Source organism: Bacillus sp. CZDM1 (genome assembly GCF_055502545.1).
In genome coordinates, this window is the sequence record NZ_JBUESO010000003.1 from 481980 (window position 1) to 504975 (window position 22996).

Sequence of the window (22996 nt, forward strand, 5' to 3'; positions counted from 1 at the left end):
AGAAATATGCATTATGTAATCTGAATTTTCAGAAATAAGAGGAGGGTGTTTTAACATGATAGGTAAAAAGAAACTACTTTTAGGATCTATCTTCTCAATAACCTTTTTATTTTTATTAGCTGGTTGTGGAATTAATTCGACTTCTAACCAAGTTGAAAAGCCAGAAACTGATGCAAAAGAGACTGAAACTGAAGAAGATATGAAACTCGTTCACGAAGGGAAACTCACCTTTGCCATGAGTGGATTACTTAAACCATTAAACTATATAGAAAATGACAAGCTAGTGGGCTTTGATGTGGAAATTGGAGCTGAAATTGCAAAGCGAATCGGATTGGAGCCGAATCCGGTGACAAATCCATGGGAAACAATTCTTCAAGGATTAAAAGGGAAAAAATATGATGTCATTATTGGAAGTATGACAGCCACTGAAGAACGTTTAAAACAAGTGGACTTTTCCATCCCGTATTATATCTCTGGAGCACAAATTTTCGTAGCCGAAGAAAACAATACCATTCAAAGTAAAGATGATGTGAGGGATAAAATTATTGGTGTCGTTCAAGCAAGTACACATAAAGAAGTGGCAGAAAGCTATACGGATAAAGTGAAAGCGTATCCAAGTGAAGTGTTTGCTTTACAAGATTTAGGACCAGGTCGTATTGATGCAGTTATTACAGATAAAATTGTCGGGGTATCAGCAATGAAAGAGCAAGGATTAAAAATAAAAACCATTGATAATGTACTAAATCAGGAAAATATTGCAGTTGCTATAAATAAAGATCATCAAGTGCTGCTGGATAAGATTAATCTAGCGATAACTGAAATTATAGAGGACGGCACATATGAAGAAATAAGCAAGAAATGGTTTGGATTAAACATTATGGAAAAGAAGTAGAACTAGACTAGAAAGTTATTAAGCTTACTCTTTTAAAGGGGCTAACTTACTATGAATTTTTTTGAGAGTATTATATCCATTATCCAAAAGCATGGGAGTACATTTTTGCAGGCCTCGGTTACTACCATAACTATTACCGCCATTTCATTGGCAATCGCTACAGTTATAGGATTAGTGTTTGCCTTTTTTAAAGTATCAAATATTACTTTACTAAAAAAAGTTGCAGACTTTTATATATTTATCGTACGGGGATTACCTCTAATCGTGCTAATCATGTTCTTGTATTACGGAATTTCAAGTGTAATTGTCCTTAATGATTATACAGCGGGTGCGATTGCATTGGGAATTCATTCAGGAGCCTATTTGGCAGAGATTTTTAGGGGAGCTATCCAATCAATAGATAAAGGACAGACAGAAGCAGCTCGATCATTAGGAATGTCATCCTCATTAACAATGAGGAGCATTATCCTTCCACAAGCGTTCAAACGGGCGATTCCTGCATTAGGAAATCAATTTATTATTGGTTTGAAAGACTCCTCACTCGTAGCTTATATTGCTGTTACCGAATTGTTTAGTCGAGCACTCTATGCATCCGCTGAAAATTATATGCCATTTGAGACATATCTTGTCGTAGGTTTGTATTATCTTGCACTTGTCCTAATTTTCACTTTGATTTTAAACAAAATTGAAAAAAGGTTGGATATTGGAACTGTTAAGACAAGTGTACGTAAGGGGAGTGTCATCCAAAAATAATCTTTATTCAACATAAACAAGTTTGAACAATTAGTTTTCACAAACGTAAATAGGCTGCAGTAGAGGGGATGTATGGTTTTATGATTTCTACAAAAAATGAAGTATTACGTTTTACCGATGAATTTGTTCGTATTGAAAGCATTGTCAATACAACTGGTGAAATAGCAATAGCTGATAAGCTGTATGAATTAATTTCTGCCCTGCCTTATTTTAAAGAAAATCCTAACCAACTAAATAAATCAAGAACATTAGATGATGAATATGAAAGATATAATGTTTTGGCTTTCGTAGAAGGAAGTAAAGATATAACTAATAATAAAACAGTTATCTTAATGGGACACATAGATACGGTAGGGATAGAAGACTACACAAATTTAAAAGATGTTGCTTGCTCACCATCTGAACTTATGGAAAGGCTAAAGGAGGAACCCCTTGCTAACCTTGTAAAAGACCAGCTGAATTCCGGAGAATGGTATTTTGGCCGCGGTGTTTTAGATATGAAAAGCGGTGTTGCAAGCCATCTTTCCCTATTAAAATATTACGCTGAACATCCAGAAGAGTTATCCGGAAATCTTGTGTTCTTCGCAGAATGTGACGAAGAGGTTAGCTCAAAAGGTGTATTGTCTGGACTAAAGGATCTTAAAAAATGGAAGCAAGAATATGGATTTAATTATATTGGGTTGATAAATTCTGATTTTGTTGCTCCTTTATATGAGGGGGATGAAAATAGATATATATACAAGGGAACGGTCGGAAAGCTATTACCATCCTTCTTTATTACAGGAGCCGAAACTCATGTCGGCTCTGCCTTTGAAGGGTTAGACCCTAATTACATTGCAGCGGAGCTAACAAGACAAATTAGTTACAATCCGCAATTATGTGACAGTTTTTTGGGTGAAACTCCAGCTCCGCCTGTTTCATTAAAGCAAATAGACTTAAAGCCGAATTATACCGTACAGACGGCCCTTTCAGCTTACGTTTATTTTAACTTCTTTATTCATTCCTGGTCTCCAAGGGATGTATTAAATAAGTTATCGGAACAAGCTGAAATTGCTTTTGAAAATGCTCTTAATACTTTAAATGAGCGCTATGAAAAATTTAATAAGATAACGGATCAACCTTCCAGGAAATTACCTTGGAAGACAAGGGTGCTCATTTATGAAGATATGACGAAAGAGTTAGAGGAAGAGCATGGGGAAAAATTTAAAAGACATATGGAAGGCTTCAAATCAAATCTATTATTAGATGAAAGTTTAGATACTCGAATGTTTGCTGCAAGAGTAGTTGAGGAAGAGTGGAATTGGATGAAAGATAAAAGTCCAGCCATTATCTTATTTTATTCATCCCTCTATTCACCGTGTCTAGCTTTAACTGGTAAGGATGATAGAGAAGTCAATTTATCTGAAGCACTAGACAAAGCGGTTGAAGCGATTCAACCAGAGTATGCTCATCCGATTGTTACTAAAAATTTCTTTCCATATATATGCGATATGAGTTGTGTTGCGATAAGTGATGACGACAACGCTGTTCGTGCAGTTATGGATAATAATCCAGGCTGGGGAACGAAACATTATGTCAATTATCAAGATATTCGTGATATCAATGTTCCAGCCATCAATATTGGACCATATGGATATGATGCGCATAAGAAATTTGAACGAATAGAAATCAAATATTCAACGGAAGTAGTGCCAAAAATAACAAATGAAGTTATTCGTCATTTAATTGGATAATGTCGTTGGGGAGGAAATTTCTCTTCCCCATTTCATTTCAAAATTCTTATTGTGGTCCCTTCAGATGTGCCTGCTGTTGATGAAGGAAAGGTGTTTCAAATCCACCAAATTCTTAAGAAAGGTGGATTTTTTATGTAGTCTATTAGGAAAATTCATCCAAAAGGTCCAACAAGGAGTCTACGGCAAAACTCTAGGATTCTCGCGCAGGAAGGGTGACAAATTGATTAAGACGACATAAAAAAGTTGTTTTCATCATATTTATCATCAATGAAAGGTTAAAGAGGTGAAAACATGTTACGCAATATTGGCATTAAATTCATCTGGTTTCTGTTCAGAAGTACGATCTTTGCGACCTTTATTGGATATGTCCTGTATAAGGCAGGCCTCATATCATTTCCAGGTATCAACAAATCACAAAAAGCACTGAATAGTAAAGAGCGTAATCGAAATAGAAGAATTGGTAGAATTCGAGTTACTTAGAAATATCTCAATCATCACCGTAAACGTTTAGATGCTCAAATCTTCATTTATTTTATAATTTTTTGGGCAAGCAGTGGGGGATAAACTGCTTGCCCTTGTTACGATTGTACCAAACATGATGGTTCATTACGGTAACCATGGTTAAGTAATGATTGAAAACGGAATTTGTCTACATTTGATAATCCCGAAATCGGCTATAGTTCTTCTCAAATGCGAGTTTAATAACGCCAACCGGACCATTTCGGTGCTTGGCAATATTTACGTTTATCAGTTCATTCTGATTTGGACTTACAGGTTCATGATCATCCCGGCTTAACAGGATAATCACATCTGCATCCTGCTCAATACTTCCCGAATCCCGTAAATCAGACATTACTGGACGTTTGTCTGCCCGCTGCTCCACACCTCTGGACAACTGAGACAAAAGGACGATTGGCACTTCGTATTGTCTGGCCATTTGCTTTAACTCCCTTGTCATATGGCCAACAGCTAAATCCTGACGTTCAAACGTTTTTGATTGGGTGATTAGCTGTAAATAATCAATGATGACCAAGTGACCTTCATTTGGGTGCTCCCGTTTCGTTTTCTGGATGGCCGAGCGAATGTCCGCAATGGTTTGCCTCGGCTCATCGTGTATCTGAAGATTCCATTGATCTAACATCCCTATCGCCTCAACACCTCGATCATAATCATTGTCACTAAAATAGCTGTAAGCGTTTTTCCATTTAGCGCCGTCTACATAGGAAATATCACTTAACATCCATTTCATGAGCTGTTTTCCGGGCATTTCTAACGAAAAGAAATCAACCACACCGCCAGTCTTGCAGCAGTTTTTTGCTAGATTCAGAGACAGGGCGGTTTTTCCTACCGAGGGTCGTGCCGCGATTATGATCAAATCCCCATGCTGTAAGCCATTCAACATTCCATGAGCATTGAAAACCCCGTATCGATCCCCAAAATGTCTCCTTGGTCCTCGATCATCTCATCATATACTTCGGCTAAGAGATCACGTTTCGATTTCCCTTCTACGTTTCCAACATCCGCCATATCGGTATAGAGTTTATAAAAATCATCTGCCGCTTCCATTGTTTGCTCGCTGAGAAAACTGTATGCGGCCTGAGTAAACCTTCTAAGTTTGTATCGGTTCAGAATAATAGATTGATAGTGTTCAAAGTTGTCAGGGGAGGGGCAGCGGGTAGTAATGTCCAGTATATAACTAGTGCTGAGCATTTCTTTCCCTGCTAATTTTTCTATAACGAGGACTAAATCAATGGGTCTGTCCTCCCTTTGCAGCTCACGGAACGTCTGAAACAGAAGCTGATTTCGCTTCTGTGAAAAATGAAATGGCTCTAATTTGATTTCATGAATGAGATTAGGTTCCTGAAAGACTGCTCCTAACAGGATCCCTTCTGGATCAAACAGATTTTCTTGGTGAATATTCGGCAAGCCAGGAAGGTATTAGTCTTCGTTTTGAAGAGTCACATTCAACTCTCTCACGTCCTTTCTTCATCCATTCCTGTACGATGTTTGGAAAATCACTTTCTTCATAGGAAAATACCGCAATATCTGAAATAGTAGGGGGAAAAGGGCTTTTTCTAATATAGTTTTTCAGTTTCATCATCACTTTCTCTAAATCCATTTCAGGGCAAGATTGAAACCATAGCTGAACCGTCTCGTCCTTAACGATGCAGTTGGGATATGCCGATTCAATGAGTACTAAAAGTTTGAATACTTCATCTTTGGTCATTGGCCTTCCTCCTGTAATGAAATTTTCCCTTCTTGAATCAATCGTTCAATCCGATCTGCCATTGCTTCTTTCTTTGGTTTTTTCTGCAGAAGCTTTGCGCTCTTCTCAGTTTCTAGTTTTGTCCCAATAACCTTCTCACAATACGATACACTGCTAATTTTTCCGTTTGGATTTTTTAACTGGTATTCATCAAAAATTTCCACTAACAAAGCTTCTAGTTGGTCGGTTTTCATCGATAATCTAGAGATTCTCTCAATCGCTAATTCATCTTTAGGGCTTAAAAAGACTCCTTGATTTCGTAAAGCGATAAATTTGTTCGAAATTCTTTCGATCCGATTTTTCTTTGTCATGTCAGCTTCCTTGACTTCTTGTGAAGGAAGGTTCAAGTTTGAGTGATCATCATTATCTTTTACATTCTTACGTTCTTGATTTCTATTATTTTGTTCCAGCTCCGTTTTGTTATCGTTCTGCGACTGTTCCACTTCCGTTTCGCGAAACGGAGGGCAAAAAAAATCATCAGTACCGTCCATACATTTAAAATCTTCGGAATTGACCACGGTAAAAAGAGTTCCCAAAGGCGTTTCTTCGACCATCAGCAGTCCTTTTTGAACAAGTTTATCGACAGCGCGTTTTATGGTACTCTTAGCCAGCGCCTTTTTGGATCTTCCTTCTATGTACATCAAATCTTCACTTAACTGGGAGTATGCCCTTATGTATTGTCCTTTTTTTAACCTCATCCCGTTCAAAACGATGCCATCAGCATACGAAGATTTCAATAAGATCCATGCATAAAGCCGGAACGCTGTAACGTTAAACCATAACTCATCATTTGTAAATTGCTTCGTCAATTTTACCCAACCAGACATCAAACCATCTCCTAAAAATTCTTCTCACCCTTTATATATAGAAAAATCGCGAAAAAGGACAGGGTCATAAAAAATTTTTTTCTTATAAGAATGGAAGGTCCGTAAAAATAAAAATGGTGACCTGGAAATCATCCAAGGTCACCGTTTTTATTATTCCTTTTAAAACTATTGTATTTCCTTGATCATTTAATTTTTTTCTTTGAAAAAGGTTTGAATGCATTTTTCTATGGTGATGGAATTCCGATTTTCTGCATTCTCATGTTTTTATTGATAAATAATAAAGCTAAATAATAAATTCGTTGGGGAGTGGAACACGTTGTCGATAAATCAATTGAATCAATCATATATTAAGGTAGGAAATATCAATTTGTACTGTGAATACTTATTGAATGATAAACCTCCAATTCTTTTAATCCATGGTTTCGCATCATCTACCTATACGTTTCGTCGTATCATTCCTTTATTACAAAAGGAGTTTTCAATCATTGCCGTTGACCTTCCCGGCTTTGGGAAAAGTGAGAAGTCAACTTCTTTTATTTATAGTTTTCAAAACTATGCGAAGTTAATGATTGAATGTATCGACAAGTTTGGATTTTCTAACTCTTATGTTGCTGCTCATTCAATGGGAGGTCAAATTGCGCTAAATATGGCACTAATCGCTCCTGAGAAAATAAACAAAATCATTTTGTTATGTAGTTCAGGATATTTAAAGCCTGCAAAAAAAATTCTCATTTACAGTTCATATTTACCTTTCTTTGAAAAATTCATTCATTATTATATTCGTAGAAAAGAAGTCAAAGATCACTTGAGGAATGTTTTTTTTAATCAAGCCTTGATCAATGATGAATTGATTCATGAATTCGGTAGACCGCTATCCGAAAAAGGATTTTATAAAGCTTTAATTCGACTGCTGCGTCATCGGGAAGGTGATTTATTACCACAACAACTTCAGGATATACAAGTCCCAACATTATTAATATGGGGAGAGGAAGATCGAGTGGTTCCTGTGAAGGTAGGTCAACAGTTAGTTCAAGATCTACCCGTTGCCAAGTTAATTACATATGAAAAAACAGGACATTTAATTACAGAGGAAAGACCAGAGCTTGTCTTTAAGAACATATTGATGCATACGATCTATCAATAGTAGCGAATTTCGATTCGTTCTTTAAGTGTAGAAGAATTGCAGACTCAAAAAAGGTATTACTTCCCGGCCTTTTGAGTTTACTTATTTATAGTAAAATAATAGGATTTAGGGAAGTCTTACATTTGTTTCTTCATAGTAAGGTTCGCCGGCCTTTAGGATGAATTGTAGAATATCTCCAGCTGCGTTTGCATTAATAAATTTCCTTTGACTATTTATAATTTTATTAAGTTTTTCTCCATCATTTTCAAGTAATTGGTTTAATGTTTGCGTAATTTCCTTTGGGTTTTTACATACCATTCCCAAATTGAACTTTTCTGCAAAGGTTGGATTATCCTCTTCCTGCCCTGGCAAAGCGCCAGTAATGATAAGTGGAGTGTTGGATGCAATTGCCTCAAACATGACATTTGGGCTTCCTCTGGTAAAAGCGATATCAGAAGCTAGCATTAAATCTTGGATATTTTTGGTAAACCCATAAATTTCCACTCTATCACCATATTTGTCCAAAAGTGATCTTTCCAGCTTCGTTTTAAGTTTTTCATTTTTACCAGCAACAATTTTTATTGTACAATCAAAATTATTAAGCATGATTTCAGCTATTTTCTTCATATTTCCTACACCTTCACCACCGCTCATGATCAAGCATGTTAAAGATAGTCCCTTTTTATAAAATTTTCGTGGATTAGAGTGATTCAGGAAAAATCTGGAACGGACTGGAAATCCTGAAACCTTAATTTTTTCATTAGGAATCCCAAATTCAATACACCTATTTTGGGCTTCAAAAGTTGGACTGATAATGTAATTTGCCCTAGTATCAGCCCAAAGGGGATAAATGTTTACAAGATCGGCAATTAGTGTAATGAAAGGGATATTGATATTTTGCTTTTCTAATATGTTCAAGATAGAGCCATTAAAATTTGGATGAACGGATAAAATCAAATCTGGTTTAACATCGTCCAGTAATTTTATAAAATTATCCCTAATTAGTGTTTCAAAAAAATTGTCTATTATAGAGGGTTTTAAAGCTGAAAGTTTCCAAATCATTTTCCATAGATTTTCGGAATTTCTTGTTAGGGGGCCATAGGTTTTTCCTATTTTGATCAGCAGCTGTTTGCCAAGTGAAAATCCATCTACTACATGGATTTTTACTTCATTTTGAGTGTTGACACTTTCACACAGAGATTCTGTTATGCTTTTATGTCCATGTCCAGTATGGTCGGAAGAAATAATTAGTAATTTCTTTTCCATAAGATCAGCCCCTTTGAACATATTGTTATTGGAATATTTCCTCCATATATCCAGTACATAGCTAATTGGGGTTTTGTGTCAGCCGCCAATACCTAAATTATATTAGGAGTTGGTTATTTCATTATTAATTTCATGTTAAGAGTATGTAAGTCTTTTGTATATTGCGTTTAGACCTCAAGGATTTTATTAATGTTTGGCAAATTAAATACATAAGTAATATAAATAGGGAAGGGAAGTGGAGTATGAAATGAGATATCAAAGAACGTTTTTTATGATTAATGATTTGGTAATCGAAGTTAAGAAACCTGAAATATCGCTAAAAAAAATAAAAGTAACCAAAGTTAAAGTAGAAAATGAAGAATATAAAATGCTCCGAAAAAAATTCGATGAGGATCAATTTCATTTAGAGAAAAAGCCTGAGGGATGGTACATAACGGAAAAAGAGTAAGAATCACACATTTATAAGCTCCCTATAAAAATACCTCCTAGTTGAGATTACTAGGAGGATTTATTTTTTATTAACACAGCTAGGATAATTTATCCATCCCCTGTCTACTGTAGCCATAAATAAACAAGGGATGCCAAATCTTGGATTAAATTCGAAATTAGTCTATATACCTGCTATTCACAAAGGAATAGTTAGATAGTGACTTTTTCTCTTTTTTCACGTTGAATTTCTTTTTCTGCAACCTCCCACCAGCGAGTTGAACTGGTTAAAGGTACTTCTGTAACCGAAGGACTAGATGTCATACCTTTTCCTAATTTAACCATATCCACCGATTGATCATTTTCTTCATAAGTAGAACAAATTAGGTAAATATCGTTAAAATCAGCGAATGACATTCTAAGGACCTCCTTTCTAAAAAATTAAGGGATAGAAATATCCATATTCCCTTTAGCTTCATTATAAGGCTAAAAATTCACTAGGAAGGAAGCAAAAGTGAATTTATTTTGAATTTTATAATAATTCAGAAAGGTCCTGTCCTTGGGTCCACCCTAATTCATTTTCACTAACAGCGAGGAGCAGACAGAAATATGCAATAGGCATGCAGACAAGTTTATTTTTAAAAATTCATAATATTTTCAATATTTAAACATAAAAACATCGATCCCATATTCTATAATTAAATTAAGAAGACATCACTAATACTGAGTGCCAATACTAAAGTTGATCGATTGATAACCATCTAAAAAAGGAGGTATTCTTTATGGAATTGTACGAAAAGGATGTGTGCATTTATTGTGGTAAATCACTTTCTAAATGGGAAAGACCGAGGAGCTATTGCTGGAATTGTGGTGAATTAACGTCATTTGAACCTTTTCAAGAAGTGGAAGTGGAAGGAGAAGTAGAAGATGAAGGTGAAGTAATTACTGATGATTCTTATATTTATTTTTCTAGCAGTTTAAATGGGTAAAGTGTTTTCAAGGACAAGACATAAAAAAGTTAACTAGAAGGGCAGCCAAAACGAAATTATTTGGTTGCCCTTTTATGCAGCACTGTTTTTTAATTCTAATTCATACTTTACAGGTAGGAATTATGGGTTTATAATTAAGTTAATCTAATTTTAAGTTGTTATATTCAATCGGAGTTTTTGAAAAATAAAGGAGTGTTACTGATGAGAAAAAATGATGAAAAGAAGCGACAAAAACTTATCAATAAATTAATTTTCTTAAACGTATACAACAAAGAAGATCAACAACTTAATAATTTGCCACTTTCGAAATTAGAATCTGAGTACAAAAGATTTAAATTACAAAACCATCCGCATGGAGAGTTTGGGTCTATTCAGTGGGTATAATATAAAGATGTTACGAGATATAAGACTGTATGGTGCTTGCACACCTGCGGTCTTTTTTATTGTTTACCGTTGCGAGCCCGGAGATTGCTAAAAGAAGTAGCAGCGGTCAGTCATAATAAGTATATTGCTTACATTCTATTACTTTATAATAATTCTGCAGAATTTTTATATTGAAGACATCATAAGAATTCCCAAATGTTACAAATTTGTGATGATGATAGTTATTTTTTCAATTTTTAGTAATAGATTAGTAGAATAGAATATAGAATAATTATTGTCATCCAGTTTGTTTTCCTACCATTAGAAGAATAATTATTTGTTACTTTTTTTACAAAGAGAGGGGAAGAAATATGGACGTTAATAACAATCCTAAAACAGGCGGCTGCCCGTTTAATCACGGAGGCGCTACTAGTAACAAATCTAGCGGTACATCCAATCGAGACTGGTGGCCAAACCAGTTAAACTTGAATATTCTCCATCAGCATGACAGAAAATCTAATCCTATGGGAGAAGACTTTGTTTATGCTGAAGAATTTAAAAAAATAGACTACTATGAACTTAAACAGGATCTTCAGGAGCTAATGACAACTAGCCAAGATTGGTGGCCTGCTGACTATGGACATTATGGTCCATTATTTATCCGTATGTCTTGGCACGCTGCTGGTACTTATCGTAATACTGACGGCCGAGGCGGCGGGGGAGCTGGTGCACAGCGTTTTGCTCCACTTAACAGCTGGCCTGATAACGGTAACCTTGATAAAGCCCGCAGGCTATTATGGCCGGTTAAGCAAAAGTATGGTAACAAGATCTCATGGGCTGACTTGCTCCTTCTAGCTGGTAATGTTGCAATTGAATCCATGGGGGGTAAGACCTTTGGTTTTGGAGGAGGACGCGAAGACATCTGGCATCCAGAAGAAGACATCTACTGGGGTACTGAAACAGAATGGCTGGATGATAATCGTTACTCAGGAGATCGTGATTTAGAAAATCCACTTGCTGCCGTTCAGATGGGTCTCATTTATGTTAACCCAGAAGGTCCGAACGGTAAACCAGATCCGATTGCAAGTGCTCGGGACATACGTGAAACCTTTGCACGTATGGGAATGAACGATGAAGATACAGTAGCACTAATAGCCGGCGGTCATACTTTTGGTAAGGCACACGGTGCAGGAGATGCTGCGCATGTTGGTCCAGAACCAGAAGCGGCTCCTATTGAAGCAATGGGTTTAGGCTGGTTAAGCACTCACGGCAGCGGTAAAGGTCATGATACCATCACCAGCGGTATTGAAGGTGCTTGGACTGCTAATCCAACACAGTGGGACAATGGTTACTTTGATCTTTTGTTTGGATATCAATGGTGGCTTACAAAGAGTCCTGCAGGTGCCTATCAGTGGCTTGCTGTAGATCCTGCTGAGAAGGATCTTGCCCCGGATGCAGAAAATCCATCCGTTAAAGTTCCAACGATGATGACCACTGCGGATATGGCACTACGTTATGATCCCGAATACGAAAAGATATCTCGGCGTTTCCATCAGAATCCAGAAGAATTTGCCGATGTATTTGCCCGTGCATGGTTCAAACTTCTTCACCGTGACATGGGGCCTAAAGCAAGATATCTAGGCCCAGAGGTTCCTAAAGAAGATCTTATCTGGCAAGATCCGGTACCAACTGTTGATTATGAATTAACAGATGGAGAAGTAGCAGAGCTGAAAGGAAAGATCTTAGAATCAGGACTTACAGTCGGGGAGTTAGTAACAACTGCCTGGGCTTCCGCTAGTACCTTCCGTGGCTCAGATATGCGTGGCGGCGCTAATGGTGCCCGCATTCGTCTTGCTCCACAGAAGGATTGGGAAGTGAATCAACCGGAGCTGCTTTCAAAAGTGCTTAATGTACTAGAAGATATTCAAAACGGATTAAAAAAGAAGGTCAGCATAGCTGATTTGATTGTATTAGGTGGTAGTGCTGCAATAGAGAAAGCTGCACAAGATGCAGGCTATGAGGTAACAGTTCCTTTTGCTCCTGGACGCGGAGATGCAACAGAAGAGCAAACTGATGCAGAGAGCTTTGCAGTACTAGAGCCTGTCGCAGATGGTTTCCGCAACTATCAGAAAAAGCAGTATAGTGTAAGCCCAGAGGAACTCCTAGTAGACAAGGCACAACTTTTAAACCTTACTGCACCAGAAATGACAGTACTAGTCGGCGGTATGCGTGTTTTAGGTACAAACCATCGTGGCGCAGAACACGGTGTATTCACGGATCGTGTCGGCACACTCACTAATGACTTCTTTGTGAACTTGCTTGACATGGGAGTAGAGTGGAAGCCTGTTGAGGAGAACGTTTATGTAGGACGTGATCGTAAAACAGGTAAAGTAGTGCGCAGCGCAACTAGAGTGGACCTCGTGTTCGGTTCTAACTCCGTTCTACGTGCTCTTGCAGAAGTTTATGCCCAGGATGATAACAAAGAGAAGTTTGTTCGTGACTTTATAGCTGCTTGGGTCAAGGTAATGAATGCAGATCGCTTCGACCTTAAGTTGAAGAAAGCTCAAAAAATAGGCATTTAAAGCTAGCAAACTCGGAAATTCTTTGCCTGTCGCTACCCGTTGTGTGGTGACAGGTACTTTTTTTATATTTTTGCTTTGTTAAATTTCATTGTTGACAACAGTATAAAGGTCGATGAAAGACAAGCTAGGTGAATTCCCAAAGAGATTAGTCCTTCATAAGCGTAATGAAAGACAAATCAGGAGAGTTCCCAATGAGATTAGTCCTTCATAGGCATGATGAAAGACAAATCAGAAGAGCTCCCAATGAGATTAGTCCTTCATAAGCGTAATGAAAGACAAATCAGAAGATTACTCATTGAGTTTAGTCCTTCATAAGGATTTCCATGAGGAAAATCAACATCTGTCTTTAACAGAGTCTATATTTTTAAAATTTTTACATTCAATTGTCACTAAACGATCAAATGAAGGGACCAAAACTTCAGTCAACTTCCATTAAAATAAAAGTGTGCTCAATATTTTAATGGTGTTTGTGAATTGTTTCACAAAAAACATAAAAGGGAGGTTCAAAATGCATTACCAAAACATATTTAAACAAGGTAAAATAGGCAATCTAACATTGAAAAACAGAATTGTCATGCCGCCCATGGGAACGAATCTAGCTGGTCCTGAAGGGGAAGTTACTGATCAACTAATTGCGTATTATGAAGAAAGGGCAAAGGGGGGCACTGGGTTAATAATTGTTGAATTTACCTGTATCGATTATGAATACGGGAAAGGATTTATTAGGCAATTAAGGCTGGACGATGATCGTTTCATTCCAGGAATAAACGAGCTCGCCAATGCTGTACATAATTATGGGGCGAAGGTTTTTGTACAAATTCATCATGCAGGCAGACAGTCTAACTCTTCGTTAATTAATGGTAAACAAATCGTTGCACCTAGCAGTGTTGCTAGCGCTGCTGTAGGGGAAGTCCCTCGGGAATTAACAACAGCAGAAGTGAAAGAGCTAGTAAATAAGTTTGTTCAGACCGCCATAAGGTGTAAGCTGGCTGGCATTGATGGAGTGGAAGTTCACGGAGCCCATGGTTATTTAATTAACCAATTCTTAAGCCCTGAGGCAAATTTACGAACGGATGAATACGGGGGAAGCTTTGAAAATAGAATGAGATTTATCGAAGAAATCATAGTTGGTATTAAAGAAAAGTGCGGTAAAGATTACCCTGTTACTGTTCGTCTCAGTGTCGATGAATTTATCCAAGGAGGAATCAATTTAGAGTTAGGTAAGGATATTTCTCGATACTTAGAAAAACTAGGAGTAGATGGGTTGCATATTAGTTGTGGAACCTATGACTCTATGGACAAAATCATTGAATCTCCGTTATTTGAACAAGGCTGGAGAGTCTACCTAGCAGAAGAGATTAAAAAAGTAGTAAATATTCCAGTAATCACAGTTGGATCCATTCGTGAACCACAATTTGTTGAAAACATTTTATCTGAGGGAAGGGTAGATTTTGTGGCTATAGGAAGGGGATTAATCGCTGATCCCGAGTGGGTAAACAAAACAATGGAAGGACGTGAAGCAGAAATTAGAAAATGTATTAACTGTCTCCATTGTATCCATTCCGCTATGGGCAACTCACACGTTCTTTGTTCCATCAATGCTAGAGCAGGCCGAGAGCTGGAGTTTAAGGAACTGCAGCACCTTCCTTCTGATGAAAACCGCCACGTTGTAATCGTTGGCGGCGGGCCAGGTGGAATGGAAGCAGCACGAAATCTATCATTAAAAGGATATGATGTTACTCTTTTTGAAAAGGATAACAAGCTTGGCGGTCAATTGCACCTTGTCACTGACTTAAATTATAGAGAGAAAATGACATGGCACATTAACTACCTTAGCAATGAAATGACTCGTTTAAATATTGATGTCCGTATGAATATAGAGGCCACTGTTGAAGAAATCACATCTTTCAATCCTTATGCTGTTTTATTGGCAACAGGCGGAAGACCAAAGCTCCCTCAGGTCGAGGGCAATGAATTAGATCATGTATATACTTATGAAGACGTAAAACTACAGGGAATAGAGTTTACTAATAATAAAGTTACAGTTGTAGGAAGTGGTATGATCTGTCATGGAACGACTCGTCGCCTTGCAGAGGCTGGTAATGATGTCACATATGTTGAAATTCCTACAAAAGCCAGCAAAAGAATTGGACCTGAAACGAGATTAAGACTTCTTGAGAAGCTTAAACAAGTAAATGTGAACATTGTTACGGACCACAAGGTAGAAAGAATACTTCCAAATAGTATTATCGTGGAGGACCTAATTTCAGGGGAACGCTCAGAATTGGAATCAGAGTATGTCATTGTAGCTATGGGTGTAGAGGCATATAATCCATTAGAGGAAACATTAAGAAATCAGATGGAAAATGTGTTTGTATTAGGAGATGCAGCAGGTTATAGTTCCCTTGGTGACGCTACACGTGACGGCTTTGAAAAAGCATATTTCCTTGAATCCATCATTACAAACAGCAGGCAAGAAGAGATATCGCAAACAGTTTGAATTAGAAAAAAGCACCAATCTTTTTTAACAAGTATGATTGGAGTGCTTTAGACATGGTATAATTATATACCTTGGCAGGGGCATAAAAAAAGAAGCAAAGGTCAGATAAGGTGACCCTTGCTTCTTTTTTGTAATTATGGGGAATGCTTTTATTGAATGACCAAGGGGACGGTTTCACCATATAATCAGCCAGGAGGAATTAAAAGAATGAATGATTCGCAAAAGATAGTATTTCCTGAAGGATTTTTATGGGGCGGTGCAACGGCAGCGAACCAGATAGAGGGTGGATATAACGAAGGGAACAAGGGCTTAAATATTGCCGATGTTCTGCCAGGCGGGAAAGAGCGCCTTAATATTTTAATGTCCGCTGGTTTTAACTTTGAAATCAACCATGAAAAATACACGTACCCAAATCATGAAGCCATTGATTTTTATCATCGTTACAAAGAAGATATCGCTTTGTTTGCCGAAATGGGCTTTAAAGTCTTTCGAATGTCGATAGCTTGGACAAGGATTTTTCCAAATGGTGACGAGCCGCAGCCAAATGAAGAGGGTTTGGCTTTTTACGATGGAGTTTTTGATGAGTTACTAAAGTATGAAATTGAACCGGTAGTAACGATTTCTCACTATGAAATGCCGCTGCACCTTGTAAAAGAATATGGGGGCTGGAGGAATCGACAGGTTGTTACTTTATTTGAAAAGTATGCCAAGGTTATTCTTACGCGTTACAAGGAAAAGGTGAAATATTGGATGACCTTTAACGAAATCAACGGTGCATTGAAGATGCCAATTATGAGCATGGGCTTTTCACCTCAAAATGAAGAAAATCGTTACCAGGAGACTTTCCAGGCATTTCATCACCAGTTTGTTGCTAGTGCTATAGCAGTAAAGTCCTGCAAGGAAATCATCCCTAATGCAAAAATCGGCTGCATGATTCTTTTTGCACCTGTGTATTCTTACGATTGTAATCCGGATAACATTATCTATGCCTTAAAAGAAGAGGAATTGTTTAATTATTTCTGTGCTGATGTTCATGTGCGCGGTGAGTACCCAGCCTTCATTAAGCGCTTTTTTAAGGAGAAAAATATCGAATTAGCGATTCAAGAAGGTGATTTGGACATTATCAAAGAAGGTACCGTTGATTATATTGGGTTGAGTTATTACATGTCCCGTACGGATAAACAAGAAAAGTCTGAAGGGGAAAAAGCACAAGGAAATATTGTTGGCGGAGTGAAAAACCCATTCCTAAAGGCTAGTGACTGGGGCTGGGAGATTGATCCGGTTGGTTTACGAATCAGCTTAAACAAGCTTTATGGAAGATACCAGGTTCCGCTATATGTAGTAGAAAATGGCTTAGGGGCGTACGACCAAATGGAGGAAGATGGTTCAATCAACGATGACTACCGAATTGAGTACCTCCGCGACCATGTGATGGCGATGGGAGAGGCAATAGAGGATGGCGTGGAACTGATGGGTTATACAAGCTGGGGATGTATAGATTTAGTCAGTATGTCAACCGGTGAAATGTCCAAGCGCTATGGATTCATCTACGTCGATAAGAACGATGACGGAAGTGGAACACTAGAACGCAGAAGGAAAAATTCATTCCATTGGTATAAAAAAGTGATTGAAAGTAATGGAGGAATCCTATAACATTCCGCCACTAAAAATACATTGAGAAAACTAAATCAAACACATTCATAAATGTGTGGTTTGGTTTAGTTTTTTTCAATGTACACAGGAAAATATTTAGCCAATATATACGTGATTTTACTTGTATATATTGGCTTTAATCCTTTTAAAATTATTAATCGATTTTCTGTAAGGTGTCTTTATCTTTTATAGATTGATAGATATTTGTTGCTAAATGAATATTAAATAATGGTTGACTATCATTTAAGTCCGTTAATAGAATTTCTTCAATTCGCTTTAAACGGTAGCTTAAGGTGTTTGTATGAATATGTAAAGTATCAGCTGTTTTCTTGATGTTTTGATTTTGGTCTAAATAGACTATCAGAGTGCTTAACAATTCTCCTTTTCTAGATTGTTCATATTGAATAAGAGGGCCTAATACTTCTTGGATAAAATCAAGCAATTCTTCCTTTGAATTTTGTAAAATAAACCTCTGAACGCCAAGGTCTGTGTAACTAAGAATTCTATGATCAAATTGATAGTTTTTGAGAAACTTTATGCATTTGGTCGCTTCAACAAATGACTCATGGACTAGAGTAAGCCCTTGCTTCATTCTTCCAATACCAATTGATACATCTATCTCCCTATATTTATTTTTAATCTGCACCTGTAATTTTTTTGTAAGTTCTTTTATTTCAGCAACAATATTCGAAGAAACTTTTGAATGCATGGATAGAAGAGCAACTATTTGATTTTCATCCCTTACTGCCGTTACTTGAGAGTTCCCCCCAAGTATGGACATATTGACCATATGGAGTAAATTTCTTATTACATAATCTCCAAAAACCTTTTGCTCGTTTAACTTATCTTCAAAATTAATAATAAGGGCAACATAGTTCCAGTTTGGGTCAAAGTTTAAATTCTTTGCTTTCTGAATGAGTACTTCATCCATCTGTCCTGTAAAAAGCTTCGTCACGAATTCCCCTCTTAAACGCTGCTGTGTTTCAAAAACAGCTTGCTCCTTTACCAGTTCAAGCGAAATGACCGTACACGCATGTTCAAGAGCAGCGATATCCACTTCATTCATTTTTTGTTTAGAAAGGATAATCAGCCCGCCTAAAGACTTTAGTTTGGACCCAAGCGATAATACAACTAGGTGATAGGTGTCATCATTTATCGTTATTTCGGAAACGGTATGTGAGTTTTCTAGTGTTAGAATAATTTGCTTTGCATACGCTTTCATATATTCGGTCATTTCAACAGAAAATGACGGATGACAGGCAGAGGCCTTAAGTTCTCCTATCTCGTCAAAGAGCAGCAGATGCTGTCCAATTGTTTTATGTATTAAGTTCATAATCGATTGAATTCCTTCTCCATTTACAACAAGATTGGATAGGTTTCTATGTATTTCAATGGAATGGGAGAGTTTTCGAACCATTAGTTCCTTTTCGTTATAAAGACTCGATTTTTCCAAGGCAACCGCGGCCTGATGACCAATCGCTTCTAAAAGATGAATGTCCTCTTGCTTAAACTGCAAAGATTGTTCAAAAGAGTCAAGTGTAATTACCCCGATACACTTTCCATTTTGTAAAATAGGTGAAGAAATGACAGAAGTAAAATGAAAGTTACTCGGAATAGCCCGATCTAATAAATCTCGGTTATATGAAGTTAATGTAGAAAGTGCCTGTTTAACCTCTACCTCATCCCAAAAAATCAGGCACTTTTTTGCTGCAAAAGCCATCCCCGTCATGGATTCACCGCTAACTAGTTTAATTTGCCTAAAAATATGTGGATAAAATAATCCTTGAGCTGATTTTGCGATGAGTCGATCCTGGCTTTTGTCAAAAATCCATATAGAGCCTCCTCCAGCGGCTTCAACGACAGATATTGTTTCATTCATGATGGATTCAAAAATGGTATCAATATCTAATTTGGAATTGATAACGTTGGACACATGGATTAAGGACTTTAGCTGCCTATGAGTTAATGTATCTTGCATCATCATCATCCTTCCCTACGCAAATAATTTTTACATTTTGCTCCATTTTTAGTTTTTTGTGTAAAAGTCACAAATTTTCCATACAAATATTCATGGAAATGAACATAGCATTATACTCCTATTAGTTATATTCTGATTATATGAAAATTTCGAAAGTATTGATAGGGGGTCAGCCAAAGAGTTTTAGGAGAGAGTGAGATTTACTACAAAAAACGGTCATTAAGAGTAATTTTGATTTTAAAGATTTTTTTACTAAAAAAACAGAATATTTGGAAAGGGGTTGTAGATAAATGAATTTTGATTTAACGAAAGAACAAGAGATGATCCGCAAATTAATTCGAGATTTTGCTGATGCAGAAGTTGCTCCGGGAGCAGATGAACGTGATCGAACGGGGGATTTCCCTAAGGAAATTTTTTCAAAATTAGCGGATTTAGGAATCATGGGGCTTCCTTTCCCTGAACAATATGGGGGTGGAGAAGCAGACACCATCAGCTTTGCCATTGTTGTGGAAGAACTTAGTCGTGTGTGTGCATCAACAGGAATTACATATTCAGCACATATTTCATTAGGTGGGGCTCCACTTAATTTATTTGGTACCCACGAGCAAAAAGAGAAATACTTAACACCAATTTGTACGGGAGAGTCTTTCGGAGCATTTGGATTGACTGAACCGAATGCAGGCTCCGATGCGGGAGGAACGCAAACAACAGCAGTTCTTGATGGCGATGAGTGGATCATTAACGGCTCCAAATGTTTTATTACAAATGCAAGCTATGCCAATCATCTTGCAGTGACAGCGGTAACCGATCGCTCAAAAGGAATCAACGGTATCAGCGCATTTATAGTTCCTACTAATGCTCCAGGATTCACTGTAATCGACAACTACGAAAAATTGGGTCTGCATGCCTCAAATACCACAGAACTTATCCTAGAAAATGTAAGAGTTCCTAAAGAAAATCTCTTAGGAACAATTGGAAACGGTTACAAGCAGTTTTTAGCTACACTTGATGGCGGAAGGATTGGAATTGGTGCCATGGGTGTAGGAATTGCACAAGGAGCTTATGATAAAGCTCTTCAATATGCAAAAGAAAGAAAACAGTTTGGAAAAAGTTTATCCAACTTCCAGGCAATCCAATTTAAATTAGCAGACATGGCAATGAATATCGAATTAGCACGGAATATGGTTTACAAAGCAGCATGGTTAAAGGATCAAGGACGATCATTTAAAAAAGAAGCAGCATTTGCGAAATTATTTGCTTCAGAAATATGCATGCGTGCCTGTGATCAGGCTGTTCAAATTCACGGCGGATATGGATATATGAAGGAATATCAAGTTGAGCGATTCTTCCGAGATGCAAAACTTTTGGAAATTGGTGAAGGAACATCTGAAGTTCAACGAATGGTCATTGCGAAACAAATTGGTTGTTAATATATGTAGGTATTAACTAAAAATTGTAAAGGGGTCATGATATGGATATCAGTGGAATTTTACAAGTGGTTTCAAATAGCAAACTCATTTATCCTTCAGAAGAAAAAGTGCGTTCAACCTCCATTGGGAGTAACGATGCTTTCCAAGAACTTCTTACCTTATCCCAAGAAGATCCTGCGGCCTTTTGGGATCGTGCAGCACGTGAACTTGATTGGTATGAACCATGGAATGAAACCATTAGCGGGCAGCTTCCCGATTTCCGCTTTTTTTCAGGCGGTATTAGTAACCCGAGTGTAAATTTACTTGATCGGCATATAAAAAACGGTGCCGGAAACCGGACCGCTCTCATTTGGGAGGGGGAAAACGGGGACACGAAATTTTACACGTATAATATGCTTCTTGCTGAAGTAAATCGATTTGCGAATGTTCTAAAATCATTTGGTGTAAAAAAGGGTGATTGTGTAGCTATTTTTCTTCCAAATCTAGCTGAATCCATTATATCCGTATTAGCCTGTTTTCGAATTGGTGCCATTTATAATACGATTTTCTCAGGTTATTCTGAAAAATCATTGACGGACAGACTCATTAATTTCGAGCCCAAAGTATTGATTACGGCGGATGCAACTGAACGCCGGGGTAAATGCATTCGTTTAAAGGAAAAAGTCGATAATGTTGTACCCTCTATAGCTTCTATCGAAGCGGTTATTGTTGTAGATCGATTAGGTTCAGAGGTTCAAATGAAAGAAGGCCGGGATTACTGGTGGCATGAGCAGACAAATGCACAAAGCATCGTCTGTGAACCTGAGAGAATAGAAGCTAATGAGAGTGGTATCGTGTTTTATACAAGCGGTACGACTGGTAAACCAAAAGGTGTCGTGCATTCCGGTATGGCTTTTGTCATTCAGAATTACATATATGCGAAGTATCATATGGATCACCGTAATGATGATGTCTTCTGGTGTACTGCGGACATTGGCTGGTTAACCATGCATATTTGGGGGATTACAGGTGCCTTAGCGAATGGTGTCACCACCGTTGTCTTTGAAGGGGCAGTTGATTATCCAACAAAAGATCGTTTTTATCAAATCATTGAAAAATACAGGGTAAATAAACTGTTTACTGCTCCAACGGCATTAAGAATGTTAAAAAGTATGGGAGAAAAGGCATTAGAGAAATTTGATTTATCTTGTCTCGATGTCATTTCCCTTGTGGGTGAACCTTTCGATCCAGAAACCTGGCATTGGACCTATGAGGTTTTAGGAAAGAAGAAGGTATATATCAATAATACGTGGGGTCAAACCGAAACAGCGGGATCGCCAATAGCTGGAGCAGCTTGGCTGACGCCAATGAAACCGGGTGCCGCGGGTACTGCCTTTTTAGGTGCTGTTATGGATGTAGTTGACGAAGAAGGCAATCCAGTTATACCTGGCAGGTTAGGAAATCTGGTTATTCAAAAACCATTTCCAATGCTATGCCGAACCCTTTGGAAAGAACCTGAGCGCTATTACGCATCTTATTTTAGCCAAGTAGAAGGAAGCTACTATGCCAGCGACCTGGCATTAATAGATGATGATGGATATTTATGGGTAGTTGGACGTTCTGATGATGCCTTTAATGTAGCAGGACATCGTTTAAGTACCATGGAGATGGAAAGCGCTGTACTAGAAATTCAGGGTGTAGCTGAAACGGCAATCATAGGAATCCCTGACGAAATTAAAGGAGAAGTTCCGCTCGTATTCGTCCGTCTCGCCGATGGCTATCAAGAATCAGAAGAATTAAGACAACAAATAAATGACCAGATTATTCAACAAATTGGTAAGATTGCAGCTCCAAAATCCATTGTTTTCACTGATATGCTGCCGAAAACAGTCAGCGGAAAAATCATGCGCCGTCTATTAAAGGAAATTGTTGTATCAGGAAAGGTTCAAGGGGACATTACAGGACTAGAAGATCCAGCTACCGTAGCACAAATACAAAAACTACTTGCTGATAAAGCATCCGTTAAATAGTTGGTAATAGAGCCAGTTATTTGTCAGAAAATGATTGGCAAATGACTGGTTCCATTTACTAGACTAGAAGTTAAAGATAATCTTAAAGAAGTGTTGCAAAATAAATGTATAGAATTTTACATATCTCCTCAACAGTAAAAGGTTAAAGTTTTCCAATGAAGCTAATGACCATTGAACCTATTATGATAATAGATAGAAAGGGTGAA

The 22996-nt window shown here is 37.6% G+C and carries 20 protein-coding genes; 13 read left to right on the forward strand and 7 right to left on the reverse strand.

Annotation, left to right across the window (positions count from 1 at the left end; all coding sequences use genetic code 11):
• Window positions 1-55: 55 nt before the first annotated feature.
• The 4 genes from ACY3XC_RS10010 (at window position 56) to ACY3XC_RS10025 (ending at window position 3858) form a co-directional block, all read left to right on the forward strand.
• On the forward strand, window positions 56-892 hold the full coding sequence (locus ACY3XC_RS10010) for a transporter substrate-binding domain-containing protein (RefSeq protein WP_464868383.1): 837 nt from the start codon (window positions 56-58) through the stop codon (window positions 890-892).
• A 51-nt stretch (window positions 893-943) separates the two neighbouring features.
• A complete protein-coding gene (locus ACY3XC_RS10015) occupies window positions 944-1645 on the forward strand; it encodes an amino acid ABC transporter permease (RefSeq protein ID WP_464868384.1) in 702 nt (233 codons plus the stop codon).
• A gap of 80 nt (window positions 1646-1725) precedes the next feature.
• Window positions 1726-3378, forward strand: a complete 1653-nt coding sequence (locus ACY3XC_RS10020) for a M20/M25/M40 family metallo-hydrolase (protein ID WP_464868385.1) — start codon at window positions 1726-1728, stop codon at window positions 3376-3378.
• A 291-nt stretch (window positions 3379-3669) separates the two neighbouring features.
• A complete protein-coding gene (locus ACY3XC_RS10025) occupies window positions 3670-3858 on the forward strand; it encodes a hypothetical protein (RefSeq protein WP_464868386.1) in 189 nt (62 codons plus the stop codon).
• A gap of 169 nt (window positions 3859-4027) precedes the next feature.
• Here ACY3XC_RS10025 and ACY3XC_RS10030 read toward each other — a convergent pair whose 3' ends face one another.
• Genes ACY3XC_RS10030 through ACY3XC_RS10045 form a run of 4 tightly spaced genes read right to left on the reverse strand, consistent with a single transcriptional unit; the run spans window position 4028 to window position 6471 of the window.
• Window positions 4028-4780, reverse strand: a complete 753-nt coding sequence (locus ACY3XC_RS10030) for a DnaB helicase C-terminal domain-containing protein (RefSeq protein ID WP_464868387.1) — start codon at window positions 4778-4780, stop codon at window positions 4028-4030.
• Complete coding sequence (locus tag ACY3XC_RS10035) at window positions 4774-5304, reverse strand: DnaB-like helicase N-terminal domain-containing protein (RefSeq protein WP_464868388.1); 531 nt, start codon at window positions 5302-5304, stop codon at window positions 4774-4776. The genes ACY3XC_RS10030 and ACY3XC_RS10035 overlap by 7 nt, the downstream gene beginning before the upstream one ends.
• Window positions 5273-5605, reverse strand: a complete 333-nt coding sequence (locus tag ACY3XC_RS10040) for a hypothetical protein (RefSeq protein WP_464868389.1) — start codon at window positions 5603-5605, stop codon at window positions 5273-5275. The genes ACY3XC_RS10035 and ACY3XC_RS10040 overlap by 32 nt, the downstream gene beginning before the upstream one ends.
• Window positions 5602-6471: a hypothetical protein gene (locus ACY3XC_RS10045; RefSeq protein WP_464868390.1), complete on the reverse strand. Its 870-nt coding sequence runs from the start codon at window positions 6469-6471 to the stop codon at window positions 5602-5604. Before ACY3XC_RS10045 ends, ACY3XC_RS10040 begins: the two co-directional genes overlap by 4 nt.
• Window positions 6472-6787: 316 nt before the next feature.
• On the opposite strand from ACY3XC_RS10045, the gene ACY3XC_RS10050 reads away from it, so the two are divergent.
• Window positions 6788-7615: an alpha/beta fold hydrolase gene (locus ACY3XC_RS10050; protein ID WP_464868391.1), complete on the forward strand. Its 828-nt coding sequence runs from the start codon at window positions 6788-6790 to the stop codon at window positions 7613-7615.
• Between the two features lie 105 nt (window positions 7616-7720).
• Here ACY3XC_RS10050 and ACY3XC_RS10055 read toward each other — a convergent pair whose 3' ends face one another.
• Complete coding sequence (locus ACY3XC_RS10055) at window positions 7721-8860, reverse strand: MGDG synthase family glycosyltransferase (protein ID WP_464868392.1); 1140 nt, start codon at window positions 8858-8860, stop codon at window positions 7721-7723.
• Window positions 8861-9107: 247 nt separating this feature from the next.
• Between ACY3XC_RS10055 and ACY3XC_RS10060 the strand changes: the two genes are divergently transcribed.
• Window positions 9108-9308: a hypothetical protein gene (locus ACY3XC_RS10060; RefSeq protein ID WP_179157517.1), complete on the forward strand. Its 201-nt coding sequence runs from the start codon at window positions 9108-9110 to the stop codon at window positions 9306-9308.
• Between the two features lie 191 nt (window positions 9309-9499).
• Here ACY3XC_RS10060 and ACY3XC_RS10065 read toward each other — a convergent pair whose 3' ends face one another.
• Window positions 9500-9703: a hypothetical protein gene (locus ACY3XC_RS10065; protein WP_464868393.1), complete on the reverse strand. Its 204-nt coding sequence runs from the start codon at window positions 9701-9703 to the stop codon at window positions 9500-9502.
• 365 nt (window positions 9704-10068) lie between these two features.
• Here ACY3XC_RS10065 and ACY3XC_RS10070 point away from each other — a divergent pair, with 365 nt between their 5' ends.
• The 5 genes from ACY3XC_RS10070 to ACY3XC_RS10090 all read left to right on the forward strand — a co-directional run bounded on the left by ACY3XC_RS10070 (window position 10069) and on the right by ACY3XC_RS10090 (window position 17373).
• Window positions 10069-10275: a hypothetical protein gene (locus tag ACY3XC_RS10070; protein WP_464868394.1), complete on the forward strand. Its 207-nt coding sequence runs from the start codon at window positions 10069-10071 to the stop codon at window positions 10273-10275.
• A 201-nt stretch (window positions 10276-10476) separates the two neighbouring features.
• A complete protein-coding gene (locus ACY3XC_RS10075) occupies window positions 10477-10659 on the forward strand; it encodes a Fur-regulated basic protein FbpA (RefSeq protein ID WP_095251056.1) in 183 nt (60 codons plus the stop codon).
• 350 nt (window positions 10660-11009) lie between these two features.
• Window positions 11010-13220: a catalase/peroxidase HPI gene (gene katG / locus ACY3XC_RS10080; RefSeq protein ID WP_464868395.1), complete on the forward strand. Its 2211-nt coding sequence runs from the start codon at window positions 11010-11012 to the stop codon at window positions 13218-13220.
• A 508-nt stretch (window positions 13221-13728) separates the two neighbouring features.
• Window positions 13729-15720 (forward strand): oxidoreductase, encoded by a 1992-nt coding sequence (locus ACY3XC_RS10085; protein WP_464868396.1) that lies wholly within the window; start codon window positions 13729-13731, stop codon window positions 15718-15720.
• Window positions 15721-15927: 207 nt separating this feature from the next.
• Entirely contained in the window at window positions 15928-17373 is a 1446-nt protein-coding gene (locus ACY3XC_RS10090) for a glycoside hydrolase family 1 protein (protein ID WP_464868397.1), read from the forward strand.
• 154 nt (window positions 17374-17527) lie between these two features.
• Here the strand turns inward: ACY3XC_RS10090 and ACY3XC_RS10095 are convergent, their stop codons facing one another.
• Window positions 17528-19354 (reverse strand): helix-turn-helix domain-containing protein, encoded by a 1827-nt coding sequence (locus tag ACY3XC_RS10095; protein WP_464868398.1) that lies wholly within the window; start codon window positions 19352-19354, stop codon window positions 17528-17530.
• Between the two features lie 287 nt (window positions 19355-19641).
• Here ACY3XC_RS10095 and ACY3XC_RS10100 point away from each other — a divergent pair, with 287 nt between their 5' ends.
• Both ACY3XC_RS10100 and ACY3XC_RS10105 read left to right on the forward strand, forming a co-directional pair.
• On the forward strand, window positions 19642-20781 hold the full coding sequence (locus ACY3XC_RS10100) for an acyl-CoA dehydrogenase (RefSeq protein ID WP_464868400.1): 1140 nt from the start codon (window positions 19642-19644) through the stop codon (window positions 20779-20781).
• Between the two features lie 41 nt (window positions 20782-20822).
• Window positions 20823-22790: an acetate--CoA ligase gene (locus ACY3XC_RS10105; protein WP_464868401.1), complete on the forward strand. Its 1968-nt coding sequence runs from the start codon at window positions 20823-20825 to the stop codon at window positions 22788-22790.
• The last annotated feature ends 206 nt before the right edge of the window (window positions 22791-22996 follow it).